General features: G+C 69.5%; 18 protein-coding genes and 1 pseudogene. 13 read left to right on the top strand and 6 right to left on the bottom strand.

From position 1 onward, the window contains the following. Nucleotides 1-141 (top strand): annotated as a pseudogene (locus FV223_RS31440) (DUF459 domain-containing protein); the annotation flags it as partial. Between the two features lie 16 nt (nt 142-157). Here FV223_RS31440 and FV223_RS01885 read toward each other — a convergent pair. From FV223_RS01885 to gltB, 5 genes are all read right to left on the bottom strand, one after another. After that, a complete protein-coding gene (locus tag FV223_RS01885; RefSeq protein WP_147725179.1) occupies nt 158-1,591 on the bottom strand; it encodes a glutamate synthase subunit beta in 1,434 nt (477 codons plus the stop codon). Between the two features lie 48 nt (nt 1,592-1,639). Next, nucleotides 1,640-2,251, bottom strand: a complete 612-nt coding sequence (locus tag FV223_RS01890; RefSeq protein WP_147725225.1) for a glutathione S-transferase family protein — start codon at nt 2,249-2,251, stop codon at nt 1,640-1,642. A gap of 99 nt (nt 2,252-2,350) precedes the next feature. Further along, nucleotides 2,351-2,641 carry a BrnA antitoxin family protein gene (locus tag FV223_RS01895; RefSeq protein WP_147725183.1) on the bottom strand — a complete coding sequence of 97 codons (291 nt, stop codon included), beginning with the start codon at nt 2,639-2,641 and terminating at the stop codon, nt 2,351-2,353. Continuing rightward, a complete protein-coding gene (locus FV223_RS01900; protein WP_147725184.1) occupies nt 2,604-2,873 on the bottom strand; it encodes a BrnT family toxin in 270 nt (89 codons plus the stop codon). The genes FV223_RS01895 and FV223_RS01900 overlap by 38 nt, the downstream gene beginning before the upstream one ends. Nucleotides 2,874-2,898: 25 nt before the next feature. Then, nucleotides 2,899-7,599: a glutamate synthase large subunit gene (gene gltB, locus FV223_RS01905; RefSeq protein ID WP_147725186.1), complete on the bottom strand. Its 4,701-nt coding sequence runs from the start codon at nt 7,597-7,599 to the stop codon at nt 2,899-2,901. Between the two features lie 795 nt (nt 7,600-8,394). Here gltB and FV223_RS01910 point away from each other — a divergent pair. Then, a complete protein-coding gene (locus FV223_RS01910; protein ID WP_147725188.1) occupies nt 8,395-9,384 on the top strand; it encodes a hypothetical protein in 990 nt (329 codons plus the stop codon). A gap of 7 nt (nt 9,385-9,391) precedes the next feature. Here FV223_RS01910 and fdhD read toward each other — a convergent pair whose 3' ends face one another. Continuing rightward, a complete protein-coding gene (gene fdhD, locus FV223_RS01915) occupies nt 9,392-10,252 on the bottom strand; it encodes a formate dehydrogenase accessory sulfurtransferase FdhD (protein WP_147725190.1) in 861 nt (286 codons plus the stop codon). 285 nt (nt 10,253-10,537) lie between these two features. Here fdhD and coxB point away from each other — a divergent pair, with 285 nt between their 5' ends. From coxB to FV223_RS01970, 11 genes are all read left to right on the top strand, one after another. Then, nucleotides 10,538-11,374, top strand: a complete 837-nt coding sequence (gene coxB, locus FV223_RS01920; protein WP_147725192.1) for a cytochrome c oxidase subunit II — start codon at nt 10,538-10,540, stop codon at nt 11,372-11,374. Between the two features lie 82 nt (nt 11,375-11,456). Beyond that, entirely contained in the window at nt 11,457-13,085 is a 1,629-nt protein-coding gene (ctaD, locus tag FV223_RS01925) for a cytochrome c oxidase subunit I (protein WP_147725193.1), read from the top strand. A 236-nt stretch (nt 13,086-13,321) separates the two neighbouring features. After that, the gene (locus tag FV223_RS01930; RefSeq protein ID WP_147725226.1) at nt 13,322-14,266 is read left to right on the top strand and encodes a heme o synthase; all 945 of its coding nucleotides are present in this window, start codon (nt 13,322-13,324) and stop codon (nt 14,264-14,266) included. Further along, nucleotides 14,266-14,445 (top strand): hypothetical protein, encoded by a 180-nt coding sequence (locus FV223_RS01935; protein ID WP_147725195.1) that lies wholly within the window; start codon nt 14,266-14,268, stop codon nt 14,443-14,445. The genes FV223_RS01930 and FV223_RS01935 overlap by 1 nt, the downstream gene beginning before the upstream one ends. Beyond that, nucleotides 14,445-15,047: a cytochrome c oxidase assembly protein gene (locus FV223_RS01940; RefSeq protein WP_147725197.1), complete on the top strand. Its 603-nt coding sequence runs from the start codon at nt 14,445-14,447 to the stop codon at nt 15,045-15,047. Before FV223_RS01935 ends, FV223_RS01940 begins: the two co-directional genes overlap by 1 nt. A 166-nt stretch (nt 15,048-15,213) precedes the next feature. After that, on the top strand, nt 15,214-16,071 hold the full coding sequence (locus FV223_RS01945; RefSeq protein WP_147725199.1) for a cytochrome c oxidase subunit 3: 858 nt from the start codon (nt 15,214-15,216) through the stop codon (nt 16,069-16,071). Nucleotides 16,072-16,224: 153 nt separating this feature from the next. Continuing rightward, nucleotides 16,225-16,596, top strand: a complete 372-nt coding sequence (locus FV223_RS01950; protein ID WP_246686333.1) for a DUF983 domain-containing protein — start codon at nt 16,225-16,227, stop codon at nt 16,594-16,596. A gap of 74 nt (nt 16,597-16,670) precedes the next feature. After that, entirely contained in the window at nt 16,671-17,363 is a 693-nt protein-coding gene (locus FV223_RS01955; protein WP_147725228.1) for an SURF1 family protein, read from the top strand. 63 nt (nt 17,364-17,426) lie between these two features. Then, nucleotides 17,427-17,840 (top strand): DUF4864 domain-containing protein, encoded by a 414-nt coding sequence (locus tag FV223_RS01960; RefSeq protein WP_147725201.1) that lies wholly within the window; start codon nt 17,427-17,429, stop codon nt 17,838-17,840. A gap of 69 nt (nt 17,841-17,909) precedes the next feature. Beyond that, on the top strand, nt 17,910-19,322 hold the full coding sequence (gene thrC, locus FV223_RS01965; RefSeq protein WP_147725203.1) for a threonine synthase: 1,413 nt from the start codon (nt 17,910-17,912) through the stop codon (nt 19,320-19,322). Then, nucleotides 19,319-20,614: a pitrilysin family protein gene (locus FV223_RS01970; RefSeq protein WP_147725205.1), complete on the top strand. Its 1,296-nt coding sequence runs from the start codon at nt 19,319-19,321 to the stop codon at nt 20,612-20,614. Before thrC ends, FV223_RS01970 begins: the two co-directional genes overlap by 4 nt. The last annotated feature ends 122 nt before the right edge of the window (nt 20,615-20,736 follow it).

The raw sequence follows: 20,736 nt of genomic DNA on the forward strand, positions 1-20,736 counted from the left end.
CTGTCGCCCGGCGGCGTCCTGGTCAGCGGTCGACCGCGCGACGGCGACGCCACCGGCACGGTCGAGCGCGCGCTCCAGCGCGGGGCGGCACCGCTGCCGCAGCCCGGCCGCGCCGACGATTTCCGCTGGCCGCCGGGCTGAACGCCCGGCGAAAACCTCAGCGCGGGAGGATCGAGGCACCCATCAGCGTCTCGTCGATCGAGCGGGCGGCCTGACGGCCCTCGCGGATCGCCCAGACGACGAGGGACTGGCCGCGCCGCATGTCGCCGGCCGCCCAGATCTTCGGGTCGGAGGTGCGGTAATCCTCCTCGTTGGCGGTGACGTTGCCGCGCTTGTCGACCGTGATGCCGGACTGCTCGAGCAGACCCTTCTGGATCGAGCCGGCGAAGCCGATCGCCATGAAGACGAGGTCGGCCGGCAGCACGAACTCGCTGCCCTCGATCGGCTGGCGCTTGGCGTCGACGCGCGCGCAGACGACGCCGGTGAGCCGGCCCTTCTTGTTGCCTTCGAGCCGGAGCGTCGCCGCCTGGAACTCGCGCTCGGCGCCCTCGGCCTGGCTCGACGAGGTCCGCATCTTGGTCGGCCAGTACGGCCAGACCGAGAGCTTGTCCTCGCGCTCGGGGGGGCGCGGCCGGATGTCGAGCTGCGTCACCGACAGGGCGCCCTGCCGGAAGGCGGTTCCGACGCAATCGGACGCGGTGTCGCCGCCGCCGATCACCACCACGTTCTTGCCCGATGCCAGGATCGGCGCCTCGCCGTTGCCGCGCATCGGCTCGGCGCCGACGCGGCGGTTCGACTGGATCAGGTAGGGCATCGCGTAGTGCACGCCCTCCATCTCCTGCCCCGGCAGCTGCGGGTTGCGCGGGTCCTCGGCGCCGCCGGAGAACAGCACCGCGTCGAACTCCGCGGTCAGCTCCTCGACCGGCTTCGTCACGCCGACGTTCTGGTTGTAGTGGAAGACCACGCCCTCGGCTTCCATCTGCTTCACGCGTCGGTCGATGTGGCGCTTCTCCATCTTGAAGTCGGGGATGCCGTAGCGGAGCAGGCCGCCGGCCTTCGGCTCGCGCTCGTAGACGTGCACCGCGTGCCCGACCCGGGCGAGCTGCTGCGCCGCCGCGAGGCCGGCCGGGCCCGACCCGATCACCGCGACCTTCTTGCCGGTGCGGATCGACGACGGCTCGGGCTTGACCCAGCCCATGTTCCAGGCGCGGTCGGCGATGGCCTGCTCGATCGTCTTGATCGCGACGGGCTGGTTCTCGAGGTTCAGCGTGCAGGCTTCCTCGCACGGCGCCGGGCAGATGCGGCCGGTAAATTCCGGGAAGTTGTTGGTGGAGTGCAGGTTGCGCGCGGCTTCTTCCCAATCCGACTGGAACACGAGGTCGTTCCAGTCCGGGATCTGGTTGTGCACCGGGCAGCCGGTCGGCCCGTGGCAGAACGGGATGCCGCAATCCATGCAGCGGGCGGCCTGCTTCTTCAGGTCGTGCTCGTCGAGCGGCAGGGTGAACTCGCGGAAGTGCCGCACGCGGTCGGCCGCGAGCTGGTACTTCTGGTCCTGCCGGTCGAATTCGAGGAAGCCGGTGATCTTGCCCATCGGGATGCTCAGCGTCGGTAGCGAAAAATCGGTGGTGCCGCGATCGGGTCAGCGACCGGCGGCGGTGGCGATAGCGTCGGGTTCGATCCGGAACGCGACCTTGCATCGGTCGAGCCAATCCCGGATCGCGGGCCTCGCGGCCAGATCGAATCCACCCTCGTCGGCCCACTGGGTGTAGGCGAGCAGGGCGACGTCGGCGATGGTCGCGTCGTCGCCCACGAACCAGCCCGTTCCGGCGAGATGCCGCTCCATCAGGTCGAGCGCCGCCTCGCCGCGCGCGACCCTGGCCGGATCGCGGGCCTCGCGCCGCACGCCGCGGAACTTCATCTCCGCCCGGCAGACCGCGACCGCCGGCTCGTGGCTGTACTGCTCCCAGAACAGCCACTGATCGACCGTCGCCGCCGCGAAGGCATCGTCCGGCAGCAACGCGCTGCCGCGGGCGAGGTAGCGGATGATCGCGTTCGACTGCGCGAGCCGACGCCCGTCCGCGAACGCCACGCCCGGGATCTGGCCTGCCGGAAACAGAGCGAGGTAGGCGGGCGTCCGGCTCTCGCCCTTCAGCGCGTCGACCTGAACCCATTCGTAGGCGAGGCCGAGCCGATCGGCGACGATCTTGATCTTCAGGCAATTGCCCGAGGTGAGATCGCCGTAGATCCGCATGGCGGCAGGTGGGATCGTCGCAAGCGTCGCCGTCATGTCGTCCCCCCTCGCGATGTCCGCCATCGCTCGCGTGTTTCGTTGGGCCGTCCGTCGGCCGGCTCAGAGCCGGTCGGAATGCTCGCGCAACCATTCCTTGAGCGCGGTCTCGATCCGTATCTGCCAGCCTGGCCCTCCGGCTCGGAACCGCTCGACGAGATCGGTGGGAAGCACCAACCGTTCAGTCTCGCCGGGACGGTGCCCGCGCTCGATCAGGCGGCCGCCGACGAAACGATCGGCCTTCTCGAACCAAGCCTCGTCCAGTTCCGGCGCGTCGTCCGGATCCCAGCCGATCTCGTCGGGGTTCAGCGGTCGGTCAGCCGCGTTCGCGATAGCGCGCTTGCTCTCGGTCATTGGCCTTCCTCATGCTGATGATCCGGCGAGTATGATCCCGTTCGGTCCAAACGACGACCACCATCCGTCCGTCGAGCATTCCCACCGTGATCGATCGCGCCTCGCGGTAGTCCATCCGCTCGTCCCTGAAGGTCGTCACCGCGGCGGCGAAGACTTCAGGGGTGCGTGCGAAATCGAGGCCCCTCTCGCGCAACGTCACCAGACGCTTCGCGGGATCGAACGTGATCTCCATCGACCGGCACGAGGCCGGCGCGCGCCTACTCGGCCGCCACCGGCATCCGTGCCATCTCCATCTCGCGCAACGCCCGGCGGTACTCCACCGGCATCACCTTGACGAACTTGGTGCGGTAGCCCGCCCAGTCGTCGAGGATCGCCTTGGCACGCGGGCTGCCCGTGTACTTCAGGTGATTGGTGATGAGCTGCGACAGGCGCTCCTCGTCGTGGCCGGACATGTCGGCGAGGATGTCGACGCGGCCCTTGGTCTCCAGGTCGCCGTCCTGGTGGAAGCGGCGCATCAGGTCGTCCTCCTCCTCGACCGGCTCGAGATCGACCATCGAGAGGTTGCAGCGGGCCGAGAACGAGCCGTCCTCGTCGAGCACGTAGGCGATGCCGCCGGACATGCCGGCGGCGAAGTTGCGGCCGGTCTCGCCGATCGACACGACCACGCCGCCGGTCATGTACTCGCAGCCATGGTCGCCCATGCCCTCGACGACAGTGATCGCACCGGAGTTGCGCACGGCGAAGCGCTCGCCGGCCGAGCCGCGGACGTAGCACTCGCCGGCGATGGCGCCGTAGAGCACGGTGTTGCCGACCATGATGGTCCTGTCGGCGGGCGCCTTAAGCGCGTCGCTCGGCCGGATGATCAGCTTGCCGCCCGACAGGCCCTTGCCGACGTAGTCGTTGCCGTGGCCGGTGAGCTCGATCGTCACGCCGGCTGCGACCCAGGCGCCGAAGCTCTGGCCGGCCGTGCCGGAGAGCTTCACCACGATGGTGTCGTCGGGCAGGCCCTCGTGGCCGTGCGCCTTGGCGACGGCGCCCGAGAGCATCGCGCCCGCGGTCCGGTCGGAGTTGCGGATCACGTCGTGGAGCACCACCGGCTCGCCGGTGTCGATCGCGTTCTGCGCGCCGGCGATCAGGCGCCGGTCGAGGACGTGGTCGATCGGGTGCTTCTGCGTCTCGACCCAGCGGATGGCGACCTCCGGCCCGACGTCGGGACGGTGGAACAGCTTCGAGAAGTCGAGCCCGCGCGCCTTCCAGTGCTGGATCGCCTCGACCTTGTCGAGGAAGTCGGAACGCCCGACGAGGTCCTCGAGCTTGGTGAAGCCCATCGCCGCGATCAGCTCGCGCAGCTCCTCGGCGACGTAGAAGAAGTAGTTCACCACGTGCTCGGGGGTGCCCTTGAAGCGCTTGCGCAGCACCGGGTCCTGGGTCGCGACGCCGACCGGGCAGGTGTTGAGGTGGCACTTGCGCATCATGATGCAGCCGGCCGCGATCAGCGGCGCGGTCGAGAAGCCGAACTGGTCGGCGCCGAGCAGGGCCGCGATCAGCACGTCGCGGCCCGTGCGGATGCCGCCGTCGGCCTGCAGCGCGACGCGGCCGCGCAGGTGGTTCATCACCAGCGTCTGCTGCGTCTCGGCGAGGCCGGTCTCCCACGGGCCGCCGGCATGCTTGAGCGAGGTCAGCGGCGCCGCTCCGGTGCCGCCGTCGAAGCCCGAGATGGTGATGTGGTCGGCCCGCGCCTTGGCGACGCCGGTCGCGACCGTGCCGACGCCGACCTCGGAGACGAGCTTGACCGAGACGTCGGCCGCCGGGTTCACGTTCTTCAGGTCGAAGATCAGCTGTGCCAGATCCTCGATCGAGTAGATGTCGTGGTGCGGCGGCGGCGAGATCAGGCCGACGCCGGGCGTGGCATAGCGGACCTTGGCGATCTTGGCGTCGACCTTGTGGCCGGGCAGCTGTCCGCCCTCGCCGGGCTTGGCGCCCTGCGCGACCTTGATCTGCATCATGTCGGCGTTGACGAGGTACTCGGTCGTGACGCCGAAGCGGCCGGAGGCGACCTGCTTGATCGATGAGCGGCGCGAGCGACCGTCCGGCAGCGGCTTGAAGCGCTCGACCTCCTCGCCGCCCTCGCCCGAGTTCGAGCGGCCGCCGAAGGAGTTCAGGGCGATCGCCAGGGTCTCGTGCGCCTCCTTCGAGATCGAGCCGTAGGACATCGCGCCGGTGGCGAAGCGCTTGACGATGTCGGCGGCCGGCTCGACGCTCTCCACGGGCACCGGCTCGCGTCCGATCTCGCCGGCGAGCTTGATCCGGAACAGGCCGCGCAGGGTCTTGAGCTGCTGCTCCTGGTCGTTCACCAGCTTGGCGTATTCGCGGTAGCGCTCGGGCACGCCGAGGCGCACCGCATGCTGCAGCGTCGCAACGGTGTCCGGGGTCCAGGTATGGGCCTCGCCGCGCAGCCGGTAGGCGTACTCGCCGCCGACATCGAGGGCGTTGCGATAGATCGGCGCGTCGCCGAACGCGTCGGCGTGGCGGCGCACGGTCTCCTCGGCGATCTCGGCCATGCCGACGCCCTCGACCATCGTCGCGGTGCCGAAGAAGTCGCGCGCGACGAAGGCCGAGTTCAGCCCGATCGCGTCGAAGATCTGCGCGCCGCAATAGGACTGGTAGGTCGAGATGCCCATCTTCGACATGACCTTCAGCAGGCCCTTATCGATCGACTTGATGTAGCGGTAGATGATCTCCTCGTCGACGAGGTCCGGCGGGAATTCGTGCTTCATCGCCACCAGCGTCTCGAAGGCGAGATACGGGTTAATCGCCTCGGCGCCGTAGCCGGCCAGGCACGCGAAGTGATGGATCTCGCGCGGCTCGCCCGATTCGACCACGAGCCCGACCGAGGTGCGCAGCCCCTTGCGGATCAGGTAGTTGTGCACGGCCGCCGTCGCCAGCAGCGCCGGGATCGGGATGCGGTCGGGGCCGACCGCGCGGTCGGACAGGACAATGATGTTGTAGCCGCCGCGCACCGCGACTTCCGCGCGGTCGCAGAGCCGGTCGAGCGCGCCGTTCATCGCCGCCGCGCCGGTCTCGGCCGGGTAGGTGATGTCCAGCGTCTTGGTGTCGAAGCGGTCCTCGAAATGGCCGATCGAGCGGATCTTCTCGAGATCCGTGTTGGTCAGGATCGGCTGGCGGACTTCCAGGCGCTTGCGGCGCGAGGCGCCTTCCATGTCGAGCAGGTTCGGGCGCGGGCCGATGAACGAGACGAGGCTCATCACGGCCTCCTCGCGGATCGGGTCGATCGGCGGGTTGGTGACCTGCGCGAAGTTCTGCTTGAAGTAGGTGTAGAGCGACTTCGACTTGTCGGACAGAGCGGAGAGCGGCGTGTCGGTGCCCATCGAGCCGACCGCCTCCTGGCCGGTCACGGCCATCGGCGCCATGAGCAGCTTGAGGTCTTCCTGGCTGTAGCCGAAGGCCTGCTGGCGATCGAGCAGCGACACGTCGGTGCGGCTCTCGCGGGCGGTGACCGGCTTGAGGTCCTCGAGCACGATCTGGGTGTTCTTCACCCACTCCGCGTAGGGGTGCGCGGCGGCGAGCTCGCCCTTGATCTCCTCGTCGTCGACGATGCGGCCCTTCTCGAGGTCGATCAGCAGCATCCGGCCCGGCTGCAGGCGCCAGGACTGGACGATCTTCTCGTCCGGGATCGGCAGAACGCCCATCTCGGAGGCGAGCACGACGAGGCCATCGTCGGTGACGATGTAGCGGGCGGGGCGGAGGCCGTTGCGGTCGAGGGTCGCGCCGATCTGGCGGCCGTCGGTGAAGGCGACGGCGGCGGGCCCGTCCCACGGCTCCATCAGCGCGGCGTGGTACTCGTAGAACGAGCGCCGATCCTCGCCCATCAGCGGGTTGCCGGCCCAGGCCTCGGGGATGAGCATCATCATCGCGTGGGCCAGCGGGTAGCCGCCCATCACGAGGAACTCGAGTGCGTTGTCGAAGCACGCGGTGTCGGACTGGCCCTCGTAGGAGATCGGCCAGATCTTCGAGATGTCGTTGCCGAACAGCTCCGAATCGACGCTCGCCTGGCGGGCCGACATCCAGTTCACGTTGCCGCGCAGCGTGTTGATCTCGCCGTTATGCGCCACCATCCGGTAGGGGTGCGACAGGCGCCAGGTCGGGAAGGTGTTGGTGGCGAAGCGCTGGTGCACCAGCGCGATCGCCGAGACGAAGCGCTGGTCCTTCAGGTCGAGAAAGTAGTTCCCGAGCTGGTTCACCAGGACCATGCCCTTGTAGACGATGGTCCGGCTCGACACGGAGACGGGGTAGAACTCCATCACCCGCGGGTCCTTCAGGCCGTAGACGCGGCCGGAGATCACCTTGCGGGCGACGTAGATGCGCCGCTCGAACGCGTCGCCATCGGCCGCCGAGGCCGGGCGCCCGATGAAGAGCTGGCGGTGATGCGGCTCGGTCGCCTTCACGGCGATGCCGAGATCCTCGGGGTCGACCGGCACGTCGCGCCAGCCGAGCAGGGGCAGCCCTTCCGACGCGAGCGCTTCCTCGACGATGGCCTCGATGATCGCGCGCGGCTCGTCGGCCTTCGGCATGAACAGCTGCGCGATGGCGTAGTCGCCGGCCGGGGGCAGCTCGAAGCCGAGGCGCGAGCATTCCTCGGCGAAGAAGGCGTGCGGGATCTGCGTGAGGATGCCGCAGCCGTCGCCCATCTTCGGGTCGGCTCCGACCGCGCCGCGATGGTCGAGGTTCTCCAGGATCTTCAGGCCCTGCTCGACGATGGCGTGGGTGCGCCGGTCGTGCATGTCGGCGACGAAGCCGACGCCGCAGCCGTCCCGCTCGTTGCGGGGATCATAGGCGCCCTGCGCCACCGGCATCGCCGGATCGCGCACCACCAGCGGCGCGACGCCGTCGCGGGCCGCCGGCGCCGTGTCGGCGTTGAGGTTCCCGCTCACGGCCATGTCCGCATTCCCGAAAGCCGCCATGCCCACCATCCCCGAAAGATCGACCAGACCCGTTCGAACGCCCATGCCCGCCAGGCGAGCATGTTTCATGCCCGGCGCTCAAGCGAGGCCGGGCCAGTCATCTTGTCTCGTCGGGTCTCGGGAGGGTCCTCGGTGGAGGAAGCGCCCGCTACCCGCGGGCTCGCACCGGCCCGATGTCAGCCGGCGTGGGCCCGGATCGCCTCTGCGGCGACCGGCTCGCGATCTCGTTTCGACGTCACGATGGTCACGTCCCGAAACCCTCTGCCCAGGCCTGAACGGCCCCACCGCGCGGCATCGTTCGCACGCGCGCACTAGAAATGGGACAGTCATACTGTCCTAACGCTGCAAACTGGCAGATTTCAAAAATTCCAGCAAGGGCCCCGCGGGACCAAAAGCGGCGTTTTGATGCCGCATCCCATGCCGGATCCCATGTCCGGTCCCATGTCCGCCCCCACACCGGATCGGCAGGCGACCCAATTCCCCGTCGTGCGAGGGGCCATGCGAACGGGTGGATCGTGGTCGAGATCGGCCCTTCGCCGCCCGCTTTCTCCCGCAATTGCGCCCAAATCCTCCGCTCAAAGGCGAGCGCCGAGCACAAGCGGCATGCGGGGCAACGACCCTGCCGGAATGGCCGAAGGACACGCGGGACGCGGTCCTTCGGCGCGGGGCCCGGGCCGGATCGTCGGCAGGTCCCGATCGGGACTCCCCGGCGCGGGGCGAGCGCCTGCGGAGATTTCGGGCGATCTTGAGAATGCGACCGGGAGGTCAGCCGTGAACCGATCCTATCGTCGTCTCCGTGCGGGCCTCGCCGCCTGCGCCCTGCTAATCGGTGCCGCCGACGCGGCGCGGGCGCAATACGCGTACGACGAGGCGATCATGCCGCCGCGCGCAGTCGCATGGCGCCTGAGCGAGCGCGGCTTCAGCGGCATGAGCCGCCCGCGCTTCGACGGACGCGCCTACATCGTCGAGGCCTTCAACCCGATGGGTGCCCGCGTGCGCCTGTTCGTCGATGCCCGGGACGGCGCGATCCTCGGCCGCCAGCGCCTCGACGACGGCCCGATCGCCCTTACCCGCCCGGCGCCCGGCTACGGCTGGACCGAAGAGGACGAGATGCCGCGCCAGCCGATGCGGCAGGCAGAGCGCCTGCTCCCGCCGTCCGACATCCCGTTGCCCGAGGCACGCGGAATGCCCCTGCGCCGTGCGCCGGCCGAGGCCGATTATGCCCGACCCGACGGATCGAACGGCATGCCGGGGCGCACGCTCGCGGACCCGAACCCGCAAGGCATCAACCCCGATCGGCGCGGCCCCGCCGAATCGCCGCGCAAGCTCGCCCGCGTCGCCAACCCGCCACGGTTGTCCGACACCAAAGCGCTCGACGAGAAGGCGCGCGATGGCAAGGCGATCGAAGGAAAAGCGCAGGCGCGCACCGTTCCCGAGGCGCCCAAGCTCCGCCCGGTGGACGCCGCCAAGCCCGAGGCGAAGCCGGAGGCTCCCGTCGCCGCCGTGGATCAGCCGAAGGCCGCGCCGGTTCCCGGCGTCACGCCGACTCCGGCAGCGGTCCAGCCGCCCGCCGACGGGACCTTGGCCAAGTCGGTCGAATCGAAGCCGGGCGAATCGAAGCCGGTGGACGTGAAGACCTCGGAGGTCAAACCCGCCGACCAGAGCTGGAAGAATCCGCCCGAGGCCAAGCGCAACGTCCGCGTCATCGGTGGCGCGACCCTCGTGCCGGGCGCGCCGGACAAGGACGCGCCGACACCCTGATCGGCCGCTACCCTGCGCGGCCGACCACGCGCTCGTCCCCGCAGAACAGCGTGAACGAATCGGCCCGGGCGATGGCGCAGAGCGTCATGTCGTGCAGGCGCGCCCGCTCGATCGCGAGCGAGGTCGGGGCCGAGATCGCGACCAGGACCGACGCGCCGAAATGCGCAGCCTTCTCGACCATCTCGAACGAGCACCGGCTGGTGATCACGAGGAAGCCCGCGGCCGGGTCGGTTCTCGTCCGGATCAGCGCCCCGATCAGCTTGTCCAGCGCGTTGTGCCGGCCGACATCCTCGCGGACCGCCACGAGGCTCCCGTCGAAGCGCGCCCAGGCGGCGGCGTGCACGGCCCGCGTCTCGCGCCCGAGCACCTGGGAATCGCCGAGATCCGACAAGGCCCGCGCGATCGCCTCCGTCCCGACGCGCACGCGGCCCGACGCGGCCCGGGTCTCGGCCCGCGGCAGGGCGGCGAGATCCTCGATCCCGCAGACGCCGCAGCCGGTGCGCCCGCTGATCGCGCGCTTGCGGGCGAGATGCTCGCGCAGGCGCCCGGGCGCCAAATCCACCAGCAGGCGCAGCCCGCCGTCGCCCGGCTCGACCGCGGCGCCGCGAATCTCGTCGGCCGCCGCGACGATGCCTTCGGTCAGGCTGAAGCCGTAGGCGAAATCCTCCAGGTCGGCCGGCGTCGCCATCATCACCGCATAGGGCACGCTGCCGTAGACGAGGTTCACCGGCATCTCGACGGCGAGCGCGCGGTGATCGTCGCGCGGCTCCGGCGCGGCGTAGGCGACGACGCGGGTCGCCACCTGCAAGGCCGTATCACGCAGGCCCGTCTCCGAAGTGGCCTGAACCGGCCGCCGTCCGTCCGTCATGGGCTGTTCCCGCCGCTCGACCCGAGCACGCCCTATAGCAGGCCGCGGGCCGAGCCGCCCCTGCGGCGATCGCCCGGGTGACGGAGCGGAGCGTCCGGAAAGCGTGCGATGCGACGCTTGTGCGGTTGCGCCTTTCACGACCTTGTGGTCTGACACCGCGATCGGATACCCGGGCCACGCGCCTTCGGGGCGTCCATTCCGTCGAGCGACACCGCAAACCTCGTTCAAGCAAGATGCGGGCGGTCGACGGAGCGTAACGTGACCAAGGGGAGCCACGAGAGGCACATGCGGACGGCGCAGACGAAACACCGCTCCATGAGGGGGCTCGCCGCGTTCGGCGCGCTGCTCCTGACGTCGTCGCAGGCCCTGGCCGCCGGCATCGGCCAGCCCGAGCCCTGGCAGATGGACCGCCAGGTCCCCGTGACCGAGAACGCCCGCGACATCCTCCAGTTCGAGTCGTGGGTGCACTGGCTGTCGCTGGCCATCTGCGTGTTCGTGCTCGGCCTGATCCTGTGGTGCATCTACCGCTTCAGCGAGAAGCGGAACCCGACGCCCTCGAAGACCACCCACAACACCCTGATCGAGGTGGCCTGGACCATCGTCCCGGTGCTCATCCTCGTCGCCGTCGCGATCCCGTCGTTCCGCCTGCTGCGCGTGCAGCTGTCGGATCCGAAGTCCGACGTGATGATCAAGGTCACCGGCCACGCCTGGTACTGGTCCTACGAGTACCCCGCCGACCAGGGCGGCGGCTTCTCGTTCGACGCCAACATCGACGAGGACAAGCAGCCGCGGCTGCTGCAGACCGACAACGAGATGGTCGTTCCGGTGAACAAGATCGTCAAGATCCAGGTCACCGCCGCCGACGTCATGCATTCCTGGGCGATGCCGTCCTTCGGCTTCAAGATCGACGCCGTCCCCGGCCGCCTCAACCAGTTCTGGTTCAAGGCCGACCGCGAGGGCACCTATCACGGCCAGTGCTCCGAGCTCTGCGGCCAGCGCCACGCCTACATGCCGATCGTCGTCCGCGTCGTGAACGACGAGGCCTACGCAGCCTGGCTCGGCGAGGCCAAGACCAAGTACGCCCGCATCGACGACGGGTCCAAGCTCGCCGACGCCCGGTAGCGGGCGCGCCTCGGGCCGGCGCCGCGACGGTGCCGGCCCGACCCACCGAGATCTCGAGAGACACGCACAAGGCTCAGCTCAGATGGCAACCGCCGCAGCGCATGCAGGGGCCCACGAGGCCCACGACCACAAACCCTCGTTCTTCGCCCGCTGGTTCCTGTCGACGAACCACAAGGACATCGGCACGCTCTACCTGCTGTTCGCGTTCTGCGCGGGCATGATCGGCGCGTTCCTGTCCTTCGGCATCCGGATGGAGATGGAGGCGCCCGGCCTCCAGTACTTCTCCAATCCGCAGACCTACAACGTCTTCGTCACCGGCCACGGCCTCATCATGGTGTTCTTCATGGTGATGCCCGCGCTGATCGGCGGGTTCGGCAACTGGTTCGTGCCGCTGATGATCGGCGCGCCGGACATGGCCTTCCCGCGCATGAACAACATCTCGTTCTGGCTGACGGTGGCGGGCTTCTGCAGCCTGATCTGCTCGCTGTTCGTCGAGGGCGCGCCCGGCGCGTCCGGCGCCGGCACCGGCTGGACCGTCTACCCGCCGCTCTCCACCGCCGGCCATCCCGGCCCGGCCGTCGACTTCGCGATCTTCGCGCTGCACCTCTCCGGCGCCGGCTCGATCCTCGGGGCGATCAACTTCATCACGACCATCCTCAACATGCGCGCCCCCGGCATGACGCTGCACAAGATGCCGCTCTTCGCCTGGGCCGAGCTCGTCACCGCCTTCCTGCTGCTGCTGTCGCTCCCGGTCCTCGCCGGCGCGATCACCATGCTGCTCACCGACCGCAACTTCGGCACCACCTTCTTCGACCCGGCCGGCGGCGGCGATCCGATCCTCTACCAGCACCTGTTCTGGTTCTTCGGTCACCCCGAAGTGTACATCATGATCCTGCCGGCCTTCGGCATCGTCTCGCACATCATCGCCACGTTCTCGCGCAAGCCGGTCTTCGGCTACCTCGCGATGGCCTACGCGATGGTCGCGATCGGCGTCGTCGGCTTCGTCGTGTGGGCGCACCACATGTACACCGTCGGCCTGTCGCTGCAGACGCAGTCCTACTTCGTGTTCGCCACCATGGTGATCGCGGTGCCGACCGGCGTGAAGATCTTCTCCTGGATCGCGACGATGTGGGGCGGCTCGATCCGCTTCACCGCGGCGATGCATTGGGCGGTGGGCTTCATCTTCCTGTTCACGGTCGGCGGCGTCACCGGCGTCGTGCTCGCGAACTCGGCGGTCGATAAGTACCTGCACGATACCTACTACGTCGTCGCGCACTTCCACTACGTGCTTTCGCTCGGCGCCGTGTTCATCATCTTCGCCGGCATCTACTACTGGTTCCCGAAGATGACCGGCCACATCATCCCCGAATGGGCCGGCAAGCTGCACTTCTGGCTGGCCTTCATCGGCGCGAACATCCTGTTCTTCCCGATGCACTTCCTCGGGCTCGCCGGCATGCCGCGTCGCTACGCCGACTACCCGGAGGCGTTCGCGGGCTGGCACAAGGTCTCGACCTACGGCGGCCACATCTTCGGCCTCGGCATGATGGTGTTCGTGATCGGCGTCATCCTCGCCTTCCGCTCGAAGGAGCGGGCCGCGGACAACCCCTGGGGTCCCGGCGCGACCACCCTGGAGTGGACGCTGTCGTCGCCGCCGCCCTTCCACCAGTTCGAGACGCTGCCCCGCATCGTCGACGAGCCGGGTCACCACTAATCACTTCGCGGGGGCCGCATCGCGCGGCCCCCGCCCTTCCCCGGATCCTTCCCGCGAAGGGTCCCGGCAAGGGCGGTGCGACGGTCCGGTCTGAGCGGCGCTCGGCAGGACCCCCCCTTTTTCCGGCGTACGACGCCCGGACGTTTGGAACTGTTCCGGTTCGCGACTTCCCGTGCCGGATCGAGCGCTCCCGCCGCGCGGGCCCGAGCGCGAAAAGCAGAATGGTTACGGTGTCCATGACCACCCTGTCGAACAGCCTGCCCGCCGGCGCGACGCCGGTCTCGGTCGTCGGCGGAGACGTGCCCGACTACTTCGCCCTGCTGAAGCCGCGGGTGATGGTGCTGGTGATCTTCACCGCCCTCGTCGGCATGGTGGTGTCGCACGGCCACGTGCCGCCGGCCGTCGCGGTGATCTCGCTGCTGATGATCGCCATCGGGGCCGGCGCCTCGGGCTGCCTCAACATGTGGTGGGACGCCGACATCGACGCGATCATGACGCGCACCGCCAAGCGCCCGATCCCCGACGGCCGCATCCAGCCGAACGAGGCCCTGGCCTTCGGCCTCGTGCTCTCGGTCGGCTCGGTGATGGTGCTCGGGCTCGCGGCGAACTGGCTCTCGGCCGGGCTGCTCGCCTTCACCATCGTGTTCTACGCGGTGATCTACTCGATGTGGCTCAAGCGGGCGACCGCGCAGAACATCGTCATCGGCGGCGCCGCCGGCGCCCTCCCCCCGGTGATCGGCCAGGCGGTGGTGACCGGCTCGGTCGGCGTCGAATCGCTGGTTCTGTTCGCGATCATCTTCATCTGGACGCCGCCGCACTTCTGGGCGCTGGCCCTGGTGAAGGCCGGCGAGTACGCCAAGGCCGGCATCCCGATGATGCCGAACACCGCCGGCCCGACCTCGACCCGCCGCCAGATCATCTACTACACGCTGCTGCTCGCGCCGCTCGGCCTCTTGCCGGTCTGGCTCGGCTTCGCCGGCCTTCTCTACGCGGTGGTCGGCGTGCTGGGCGGCCTCGGCATGCTGGCCTTCAGCGTGCAGGTCTATCGCAACCGCGAGGGCGAGGCCGAGAAGAAGGCCGCCATGGGGATGTTCGGCTTCTCGATCCTCTACCTATTCGTTCTGTTCTCGGCGCTGCTCGCCGAGCAGAGCCTCGGCCTGTTCCGCCCGGTCTTCGCCTGATGGAATACGATCCGCACGGCTTTCCCAAGATCGAGATGCGCCCCCTCACCCCCGAGGAGGAGGCGCGCCGGCGCAAGCGCTCGATCGCGATCGCCCTGGCGCTCGGCGCCATGGTGCTGCTGTTCTTCGTCCTGACGATCGCCAAGCTCGGGCCGCAAATCCTGAACCGGCCGCTCTGATGAGCACACCGAACACCGACAGGACGATGCTGCGCACCGCCTTCGCCTGCGGCGGCATGGCCGTGGGCATGATCGGCCTCGCCTTCGCGTCGGTGCCGCTCTACGACGCGTTCTGCAAGGCGACCGGCTACGACGGCACGCCGCGCCAGGGCCCGGCGCTCACCGGCGGCGTCGCCACCGACGACAGCATGGTCGTCCACTTCGACACCAACGTGTCTTCCTCGCTGCCGTGGCGGTTCAAGGCCGAGTCGCGCCGGGTCGAGGCGCATCTCGGCGAGACGAAGACCGTGTTTTTCCAGGTCAAGAACACCGGCACGACGCCGTCCACCGGCGTGGCGACCTTCAACGTGCAGCCCGGGCTGATGGGCAGCTACTTCGTCAAGATCGAGTGCTTCTGCTTCAAGGAGCAGACGCTCCAGCCGGGCGAGACGCTCGACGTGCCGGTGGTGTTCTACATCGATCCCGAGGTGCGGAAGGATTCGAACACCGCGCATCTCTCCGAGATGACGCTGTCCTACACCTACTTCGCCTCGAAGAACGGCGAGCCGGTCACCGCTGCGGTCGCCAACACGAGCACACCCGGAAACAAGCGGGATTTCTGACCGCGCCGGGATTTCCCGGTGCGCGAAGCGTGACAACACGCGCCCGCCTCCGCTAAGGGTGCGGGTAGACCGGACGGGCCGGACGGCCCGAATTCGGCGTTCAGGGTAAGCGGACCGCGAGCCGGCGACGGCGCAGGACCGACGGGGTCGAGGAGAGACGGGTAAGATGGCCGAGGCGCACGCCAAGAATCACGACTTCCACATCCTCGCACCGAGCCCTTGGCCGCTCATCGGCGCCTTCTCTGGCTTCGTGATGGCCTTCGGCGCCGTGTTCTGGATGAAGAGCCTGCAGATCGGCACGCTCACCCCCGGCCCCTACATCTTCGGCGCCGGCTCGCTCGGCGTGCTCTACACCATGTTCTCGTGGTGGAAGGACGTGGTCCACGAGGCCAACCAAGGCGACCACACCCGCGTGGTGCAGCTTCATCACCGCTACGGCATGATGATGTTCATTGCCTCCGAGGTGATGTTCTTCGTCGCGTGGTTCTGGGCCTATTTCGAGGCGGCGCTCTACACCGCCGACCCGATCCAGGCCTCGCGCGTCGGCTTCACCGGCGGCGTCTGGCCGCCGAAGGGGATCGAGGCGTTCGACCCCTGGCACCTGCCGCTGCTGAACACCCTAATCCTGTTGACCTCCGGCACCACCGTGACCTGGGCCCACCACGCCCTGCTCCACGACGACCGCAAGGGCCTGAAGTACGGCCTGTGGCTGACCGTGATCCTCGGCGTGCTGTTCACCGCCTGCCAAGCCTACGAGTACGGCCACGCGCATTTCGGCTTCGCCGGCAGCATCTACTCGTCGACCTTCTTCATGGCGACGGGCTTCCACGGCGCGCACGTCCTCATCGGCACGATCTTCCTCGGGATCTGCCTGTACCGCGCTTATCTCGGGCAGTTTACGGTCAAGCAGCATCTCGGGTTCGAGTTCGCCGCCTGGTACTGGCACTTCGTCGACGTGGTGTGGCTGTTCCTGTTCGCGGCGATCTACGTCTGGGGTTCGGGCGCCGGGCACGCGGCGCACTGAGCGCGATCGGGCAGGATCCCCTGTGACGCAGGGGGGACATGCATCGAAGGGCGGCTCCGGCCGCCCTTTTTCGTGTCCGGGGACCCATATCCTCGGTGAGGCCGACACGTGGTGCATCGCTGCGGGGCTTCACGTCATGCAAGGAACCTGAGCTTGGCCCGGACCTACACGCCACAAGCACCGATCTCGACCGGCCTGCGCGGCCGCTGCCCGCGCTGCGGCGAAGGCCACATGTTCAAGGGGTTCCTCACCATCGCCCCCGCCTGCGAGGTCTGCGACCTCGACTACGGCGCGTTCGATTCGGGCGACGGGCCGGCCTTCTTCGTGATGTCGATCGTCGGCATCCTCGTGGTCGGCCTCGCCCTGTGGATGGAGATCACCTACCAGCCGCCGATGTGGGTCCACGCGCTGGTGGCCGGATCGCTCTCGATCGGCCTCAGCCTCATCCTGGTCCGCCCGCTGAAGGGCATGCTGCTGGCCCTGCAATACACCAACAAGGCCGAGCAGGGACGCTTCGAGCCGTGACCGCGGCCGAGACCGCCTCGCGGACGCGCCCCGGCGCGATCCGCGACCTGATCCCGCCGGCGCTCGCGACGCTGATGGCACTCGCGATCCTCCTCGGCCTCGGGGTGTGGCAGCTCGAGCGCAAGGGCGAGAAGGAGGCGCTGATCGCCCGCATCGTCTCGCGCTCGCAGGCCGAGCCGGTGCCGCCGCCCGCCGACTGGAACCCGGCGCGCGACGAGTTCGAGCATGTCCGCGTCGGCGGCCGCTTCCTCAACGATCGCGAGACGCTGGTCCACGGGCTCGCGGCCGGCGAGACGCCGGGCCGCGCGCTGCAGGGCTACTACGTGATCACGCCGTTCCGGCGCGACGACGGCTCGATGGTGCTGGTCAACCGCGGCTTCGTGCCGACCGAGCTGAAGAACCAGGCCGATCGCCGCGACGGGCTGGTCGAGGGCGACACCACGATCGTCGGCCTGATGCGCGGCAGCGAGCCACGGACGATGTTCGTGCCGGCGCCCGATCCGGTGCGCAACGAGTGGTTCAACCGCGACGTGCCGGGCATCGCCGCGGCGCGCGGCTTCCCGGAGGCCGCCCCCTACCTGATCGAGGCGGATGCCGTGCCCGGCAGCCGGACCTGGCCGCGCGGCGGGCAGCTCCGGGTCGACCTGCCCAACAACCATCTGCAATACGCCTTCACCTGGTTCGGCATCGCCGCCTGCCTGCTCGGCGTCTTTTCCGTGTTTGCCTGGAAGCGCCTGCACGAGCCGGACGCGCCTTCCGGCGCCTGAGGTCGGGCTTGCGGCGGCGGCGACGCCGGCTACACTCGCTGCGTCCTATGGCGGAGTGATCCGATGCGCAGCTGGCTCGCCCTGTTCCTCGCCCTCGCGTTGACGTCGGCGCACGCTGCCGACGACGGCGCCCGCGAGGCGGCCCGCGCGGCGATCACCCGGCAGGCCGAGGCGCTGGTGCGCGACGACGCCGCCACCGCCTACGCCCAGGCAGCCCCGGCGATCCAGGGCATGTTCCCGACCGCCGACGTGTTCCTCGGCATGGTGCGCAACAACTACCGGCCGGTCTATCGGCACCGCACCTTCGTGTTCAGGCAGATGCAGGACCTCGGCGACGGGGCGCTCTCGCAGGACGTGGCGATCCAGGACGAGGACGGCGTCGACTGGACCGCCGTCTACAGCCTCGAGCGCGGCGCCGACGGAGCGTGGCGCATCAGCGGCTGCCGGCTGGTCAAGGCCGAGGGCACGAACGCCTGAACCCGCCTCGGCGGTCTTCGACACGCCCGACCGCATCGTGTAGAGGGGGCGCCTTCCCCGGAGGCCCCCGTGCTGCACGTCTCGACCCGCGGATCCGCCGCGCCGCTCTCGTTCTCCGATGCCCTGCTCGCCGGGCTCGCCCGCGACGGCGGCCTCTACGTGCCGGAGGCGTGGCCGACCTTGTCCGCGAGCGAGATCGCGGGGCTGGCCGGCAAGCGCTACGCCGACGCCGCCAAGCTGGTGCTGCGCCCCCTGATCGACGGCGAGATCGCGGATGCCGACCTCGACCGGATGATCGAGGAGGCCTACGCCACCTTCCGCCACCCGGCGATCTGCCCGCTGACCCAGCTCGACGACAACCTGTTCCTGCTCGAGCTCTTCCACGGCCCGACGCTCGCGTTCAAGGACGTGGCGATGCAGCTGCTCGGGCGGCTGATGGACCACGTGCTCCGCGCCCGCGGCAGCCGCGCCACCATCGTCGGCGCGACCTCGGGCGACACCGGCAGCGCCGCGGTCGAGGCCTTCGGCGGGCTGGACCAAGTCGACATCTTCATCCTGTTCCCGCACGGCCGCGTGTCGGAGGTGCAGCGCCGGCAGATGACCTCGGTCGACGCGCCGAACGTCCACGCGCTCGCGGTCGACGGCAACTTCGACGACTGCCAGAACATGGTGAAGGCCATGTTCCAGCACGCCGACTTCGCCGACGCGGTGAAGCTCTCGGGCGTCAATTCGATCAACTGGGCCCGCGTCGCGGCGCAGGCCGTGTACTACTTCACCAGCGCGGTCGCGCTCGGCGCGCCGCACCGCAAGGTGTCGTTCGCGGTGCCGACCGGCAACTTCGGCGACGTGCTGGCCGGCTGGGTCGCCAAGCGCATGGGGCTGCCGATCGAGCGCCTGATGATCGGCACCAACGCCAACGACATCCTGGCGCGCACGCTCGAGCACGGCGCCTACGAGCTGCGCGGCGTCCAGGCCACGACCTCGCCCTCGATGGACATCCAGATCTCGTCGAACTTCGAGCGGCTGCTGTTCGAGGCGCTCGATCGCGACGCCGCCTCGCTCGGCCGCCTCATGTCCGGGCTCAAGCAGTCCGGCGGCTTCAGCCTCGACGAGGGGGTGCTCGCCAAGGTGCGTGCCGAGTTCGACGCCACCGCCGTGTCGGAGCCCGACGTGATGGACGAGATCGCCCAGACCCACGCCGCCACCGGGCACGTGCTCGATCCCCACAGCGCCATCGGCGTTCGGGCCGCCCGCCGCCTGCTGCGGCAGGACCCGGCGACCCCGGTGGTGGCGTTGGCGACCGCGCACGCCGCCAAGTTCCCCGATGCGGTGAGCCGCGCCACCGGCGGCCTTCGCCCCGCCCTCCCCCCGCATCTCGCCGACCTGATGGACCGGCCCGAGCGCATGACGCGGGTCGGCAACGACCAGGCCGCGGTCGAGGCCCTGATCCGCAACCGCGCGCGCATCACGAGGGGCGCATGAACCAGCACTTCGCCACCCACGCCGCCTCCCCGGGCCTGCGCATCACCACCCTCGACAACGGCGTCACCGTCGCGACCGAAGCGATGCCGGGCGTGGCCACTGCGACGCTCGGCGTCTGGGTCGGGGCGGGATCGCGCCACGAGCGCCCGGACGAGAACGGCCTGAGCCACCTCATCGAGCACATGGCGTTCAAGGGCACGCGCACGCGCTCGGCCCGGGCCATCGCCGAGGACATCGAGAACCTCGGCGGCGAGATCAACGCCGCGACCTCGGCCGAGGGCACGAGCTACACCGCGCGGGTGCTCGGCGAGGATGTCGGCACCGCGCTCGACGTGCTCGGCGACATCCTGACCGATTCCGTGTTCGACGCGGGCGAGCTCGCCCGCGAGAAGGGCGTGATCCTGCAGGAACATGCCGGGATCGAGGACACGCCGGACGACGTGGTCTACGACGCCTTCACCGAGGCCGCCTTCCCCGGGCAGCCGATCGGGCGCCCGATCATCGGCCGGCCGGAGACCATCCGGAGCTTCGACGAGGCCGGCATCCGCGCCTACCTCGCCCGCGAATACACCCCCGACCGCTTCGTGGTCGCCGCCGCCGGCGCCGTCGAGCACGAGGCCTTCGTCGCGTCGGCCGAGCGCCATTTCGGCGCCATGCCGAGGTCGAGCGCGCCCGAGGCGATCCCCGGGAACTATGCCGGCGGCGAGCGCCGCATGCCGAAGAAGCTCGAGCAGGCCAACGTGGTGATCGGCCTGCCCGGCCTGTCGTTCCGCGACGACGCCTACTACGCGCTGCACATGTTCTCGCAGGTGCTCGGCGGCGGGCTGACCTCGCGGCTCTGGCAGGAGGTGCGCGAGACCCGTGGCCTCGCCTACGAGATCCAGGCGTTTCACTGGCCGTTCTCCGATTGCGGGCTGTTTGGCATCGGCGCGGCGACCTCCGGCGCGGACCTGCCTGAGCTTGTCGAGGTGACGCTGTCAGCGACCGCGCGCGCGGCACGCGACCTCGACACCGTCGAGATCGCCCGCGCCAAGGCCCAGCTGAAGGTCTCGCTGCTCTCCGCGCTGGAGACGCCCGGCGGCCGGATCGAGCGCAACGCGCGCCAGATCCTCGCCTGGGGCCGCGTGATCCCGGCCGAGGAGGTGATCGCCAAGGTCGACGCCGTCACGGTGGACCACGTGCGCGCGGCCGGCCTCGCGGTCCTCGCCGGGGCGCCGACGCTCGCCGCCATCGGCCCGATCAAGAAGCTCCCGTCCCTCGACCGGATCACGGCGGTGCTGCGCGCCGCCTGAGCGAGACCGGGGACGGCACGCCCGCGCTGCGACCGAAAACTTGTTTTGGCCGCAAAAGCGGGCGATCCCCGGCCCGGACGATCGCGTATGCCAGCGGTGGGTGACGCCGGCCGCCGGGCCTC

This window comes from Methylobacterium sp. WL116 (genome assembly GCF_008039455.1).
In the GTDB taxonomy this organism is placed as follows: Bacteria; Pseudomonadota; Alphaproteobacteria; order Rhizobiales; family Beijerinckiaceae; genus Methylobacterium.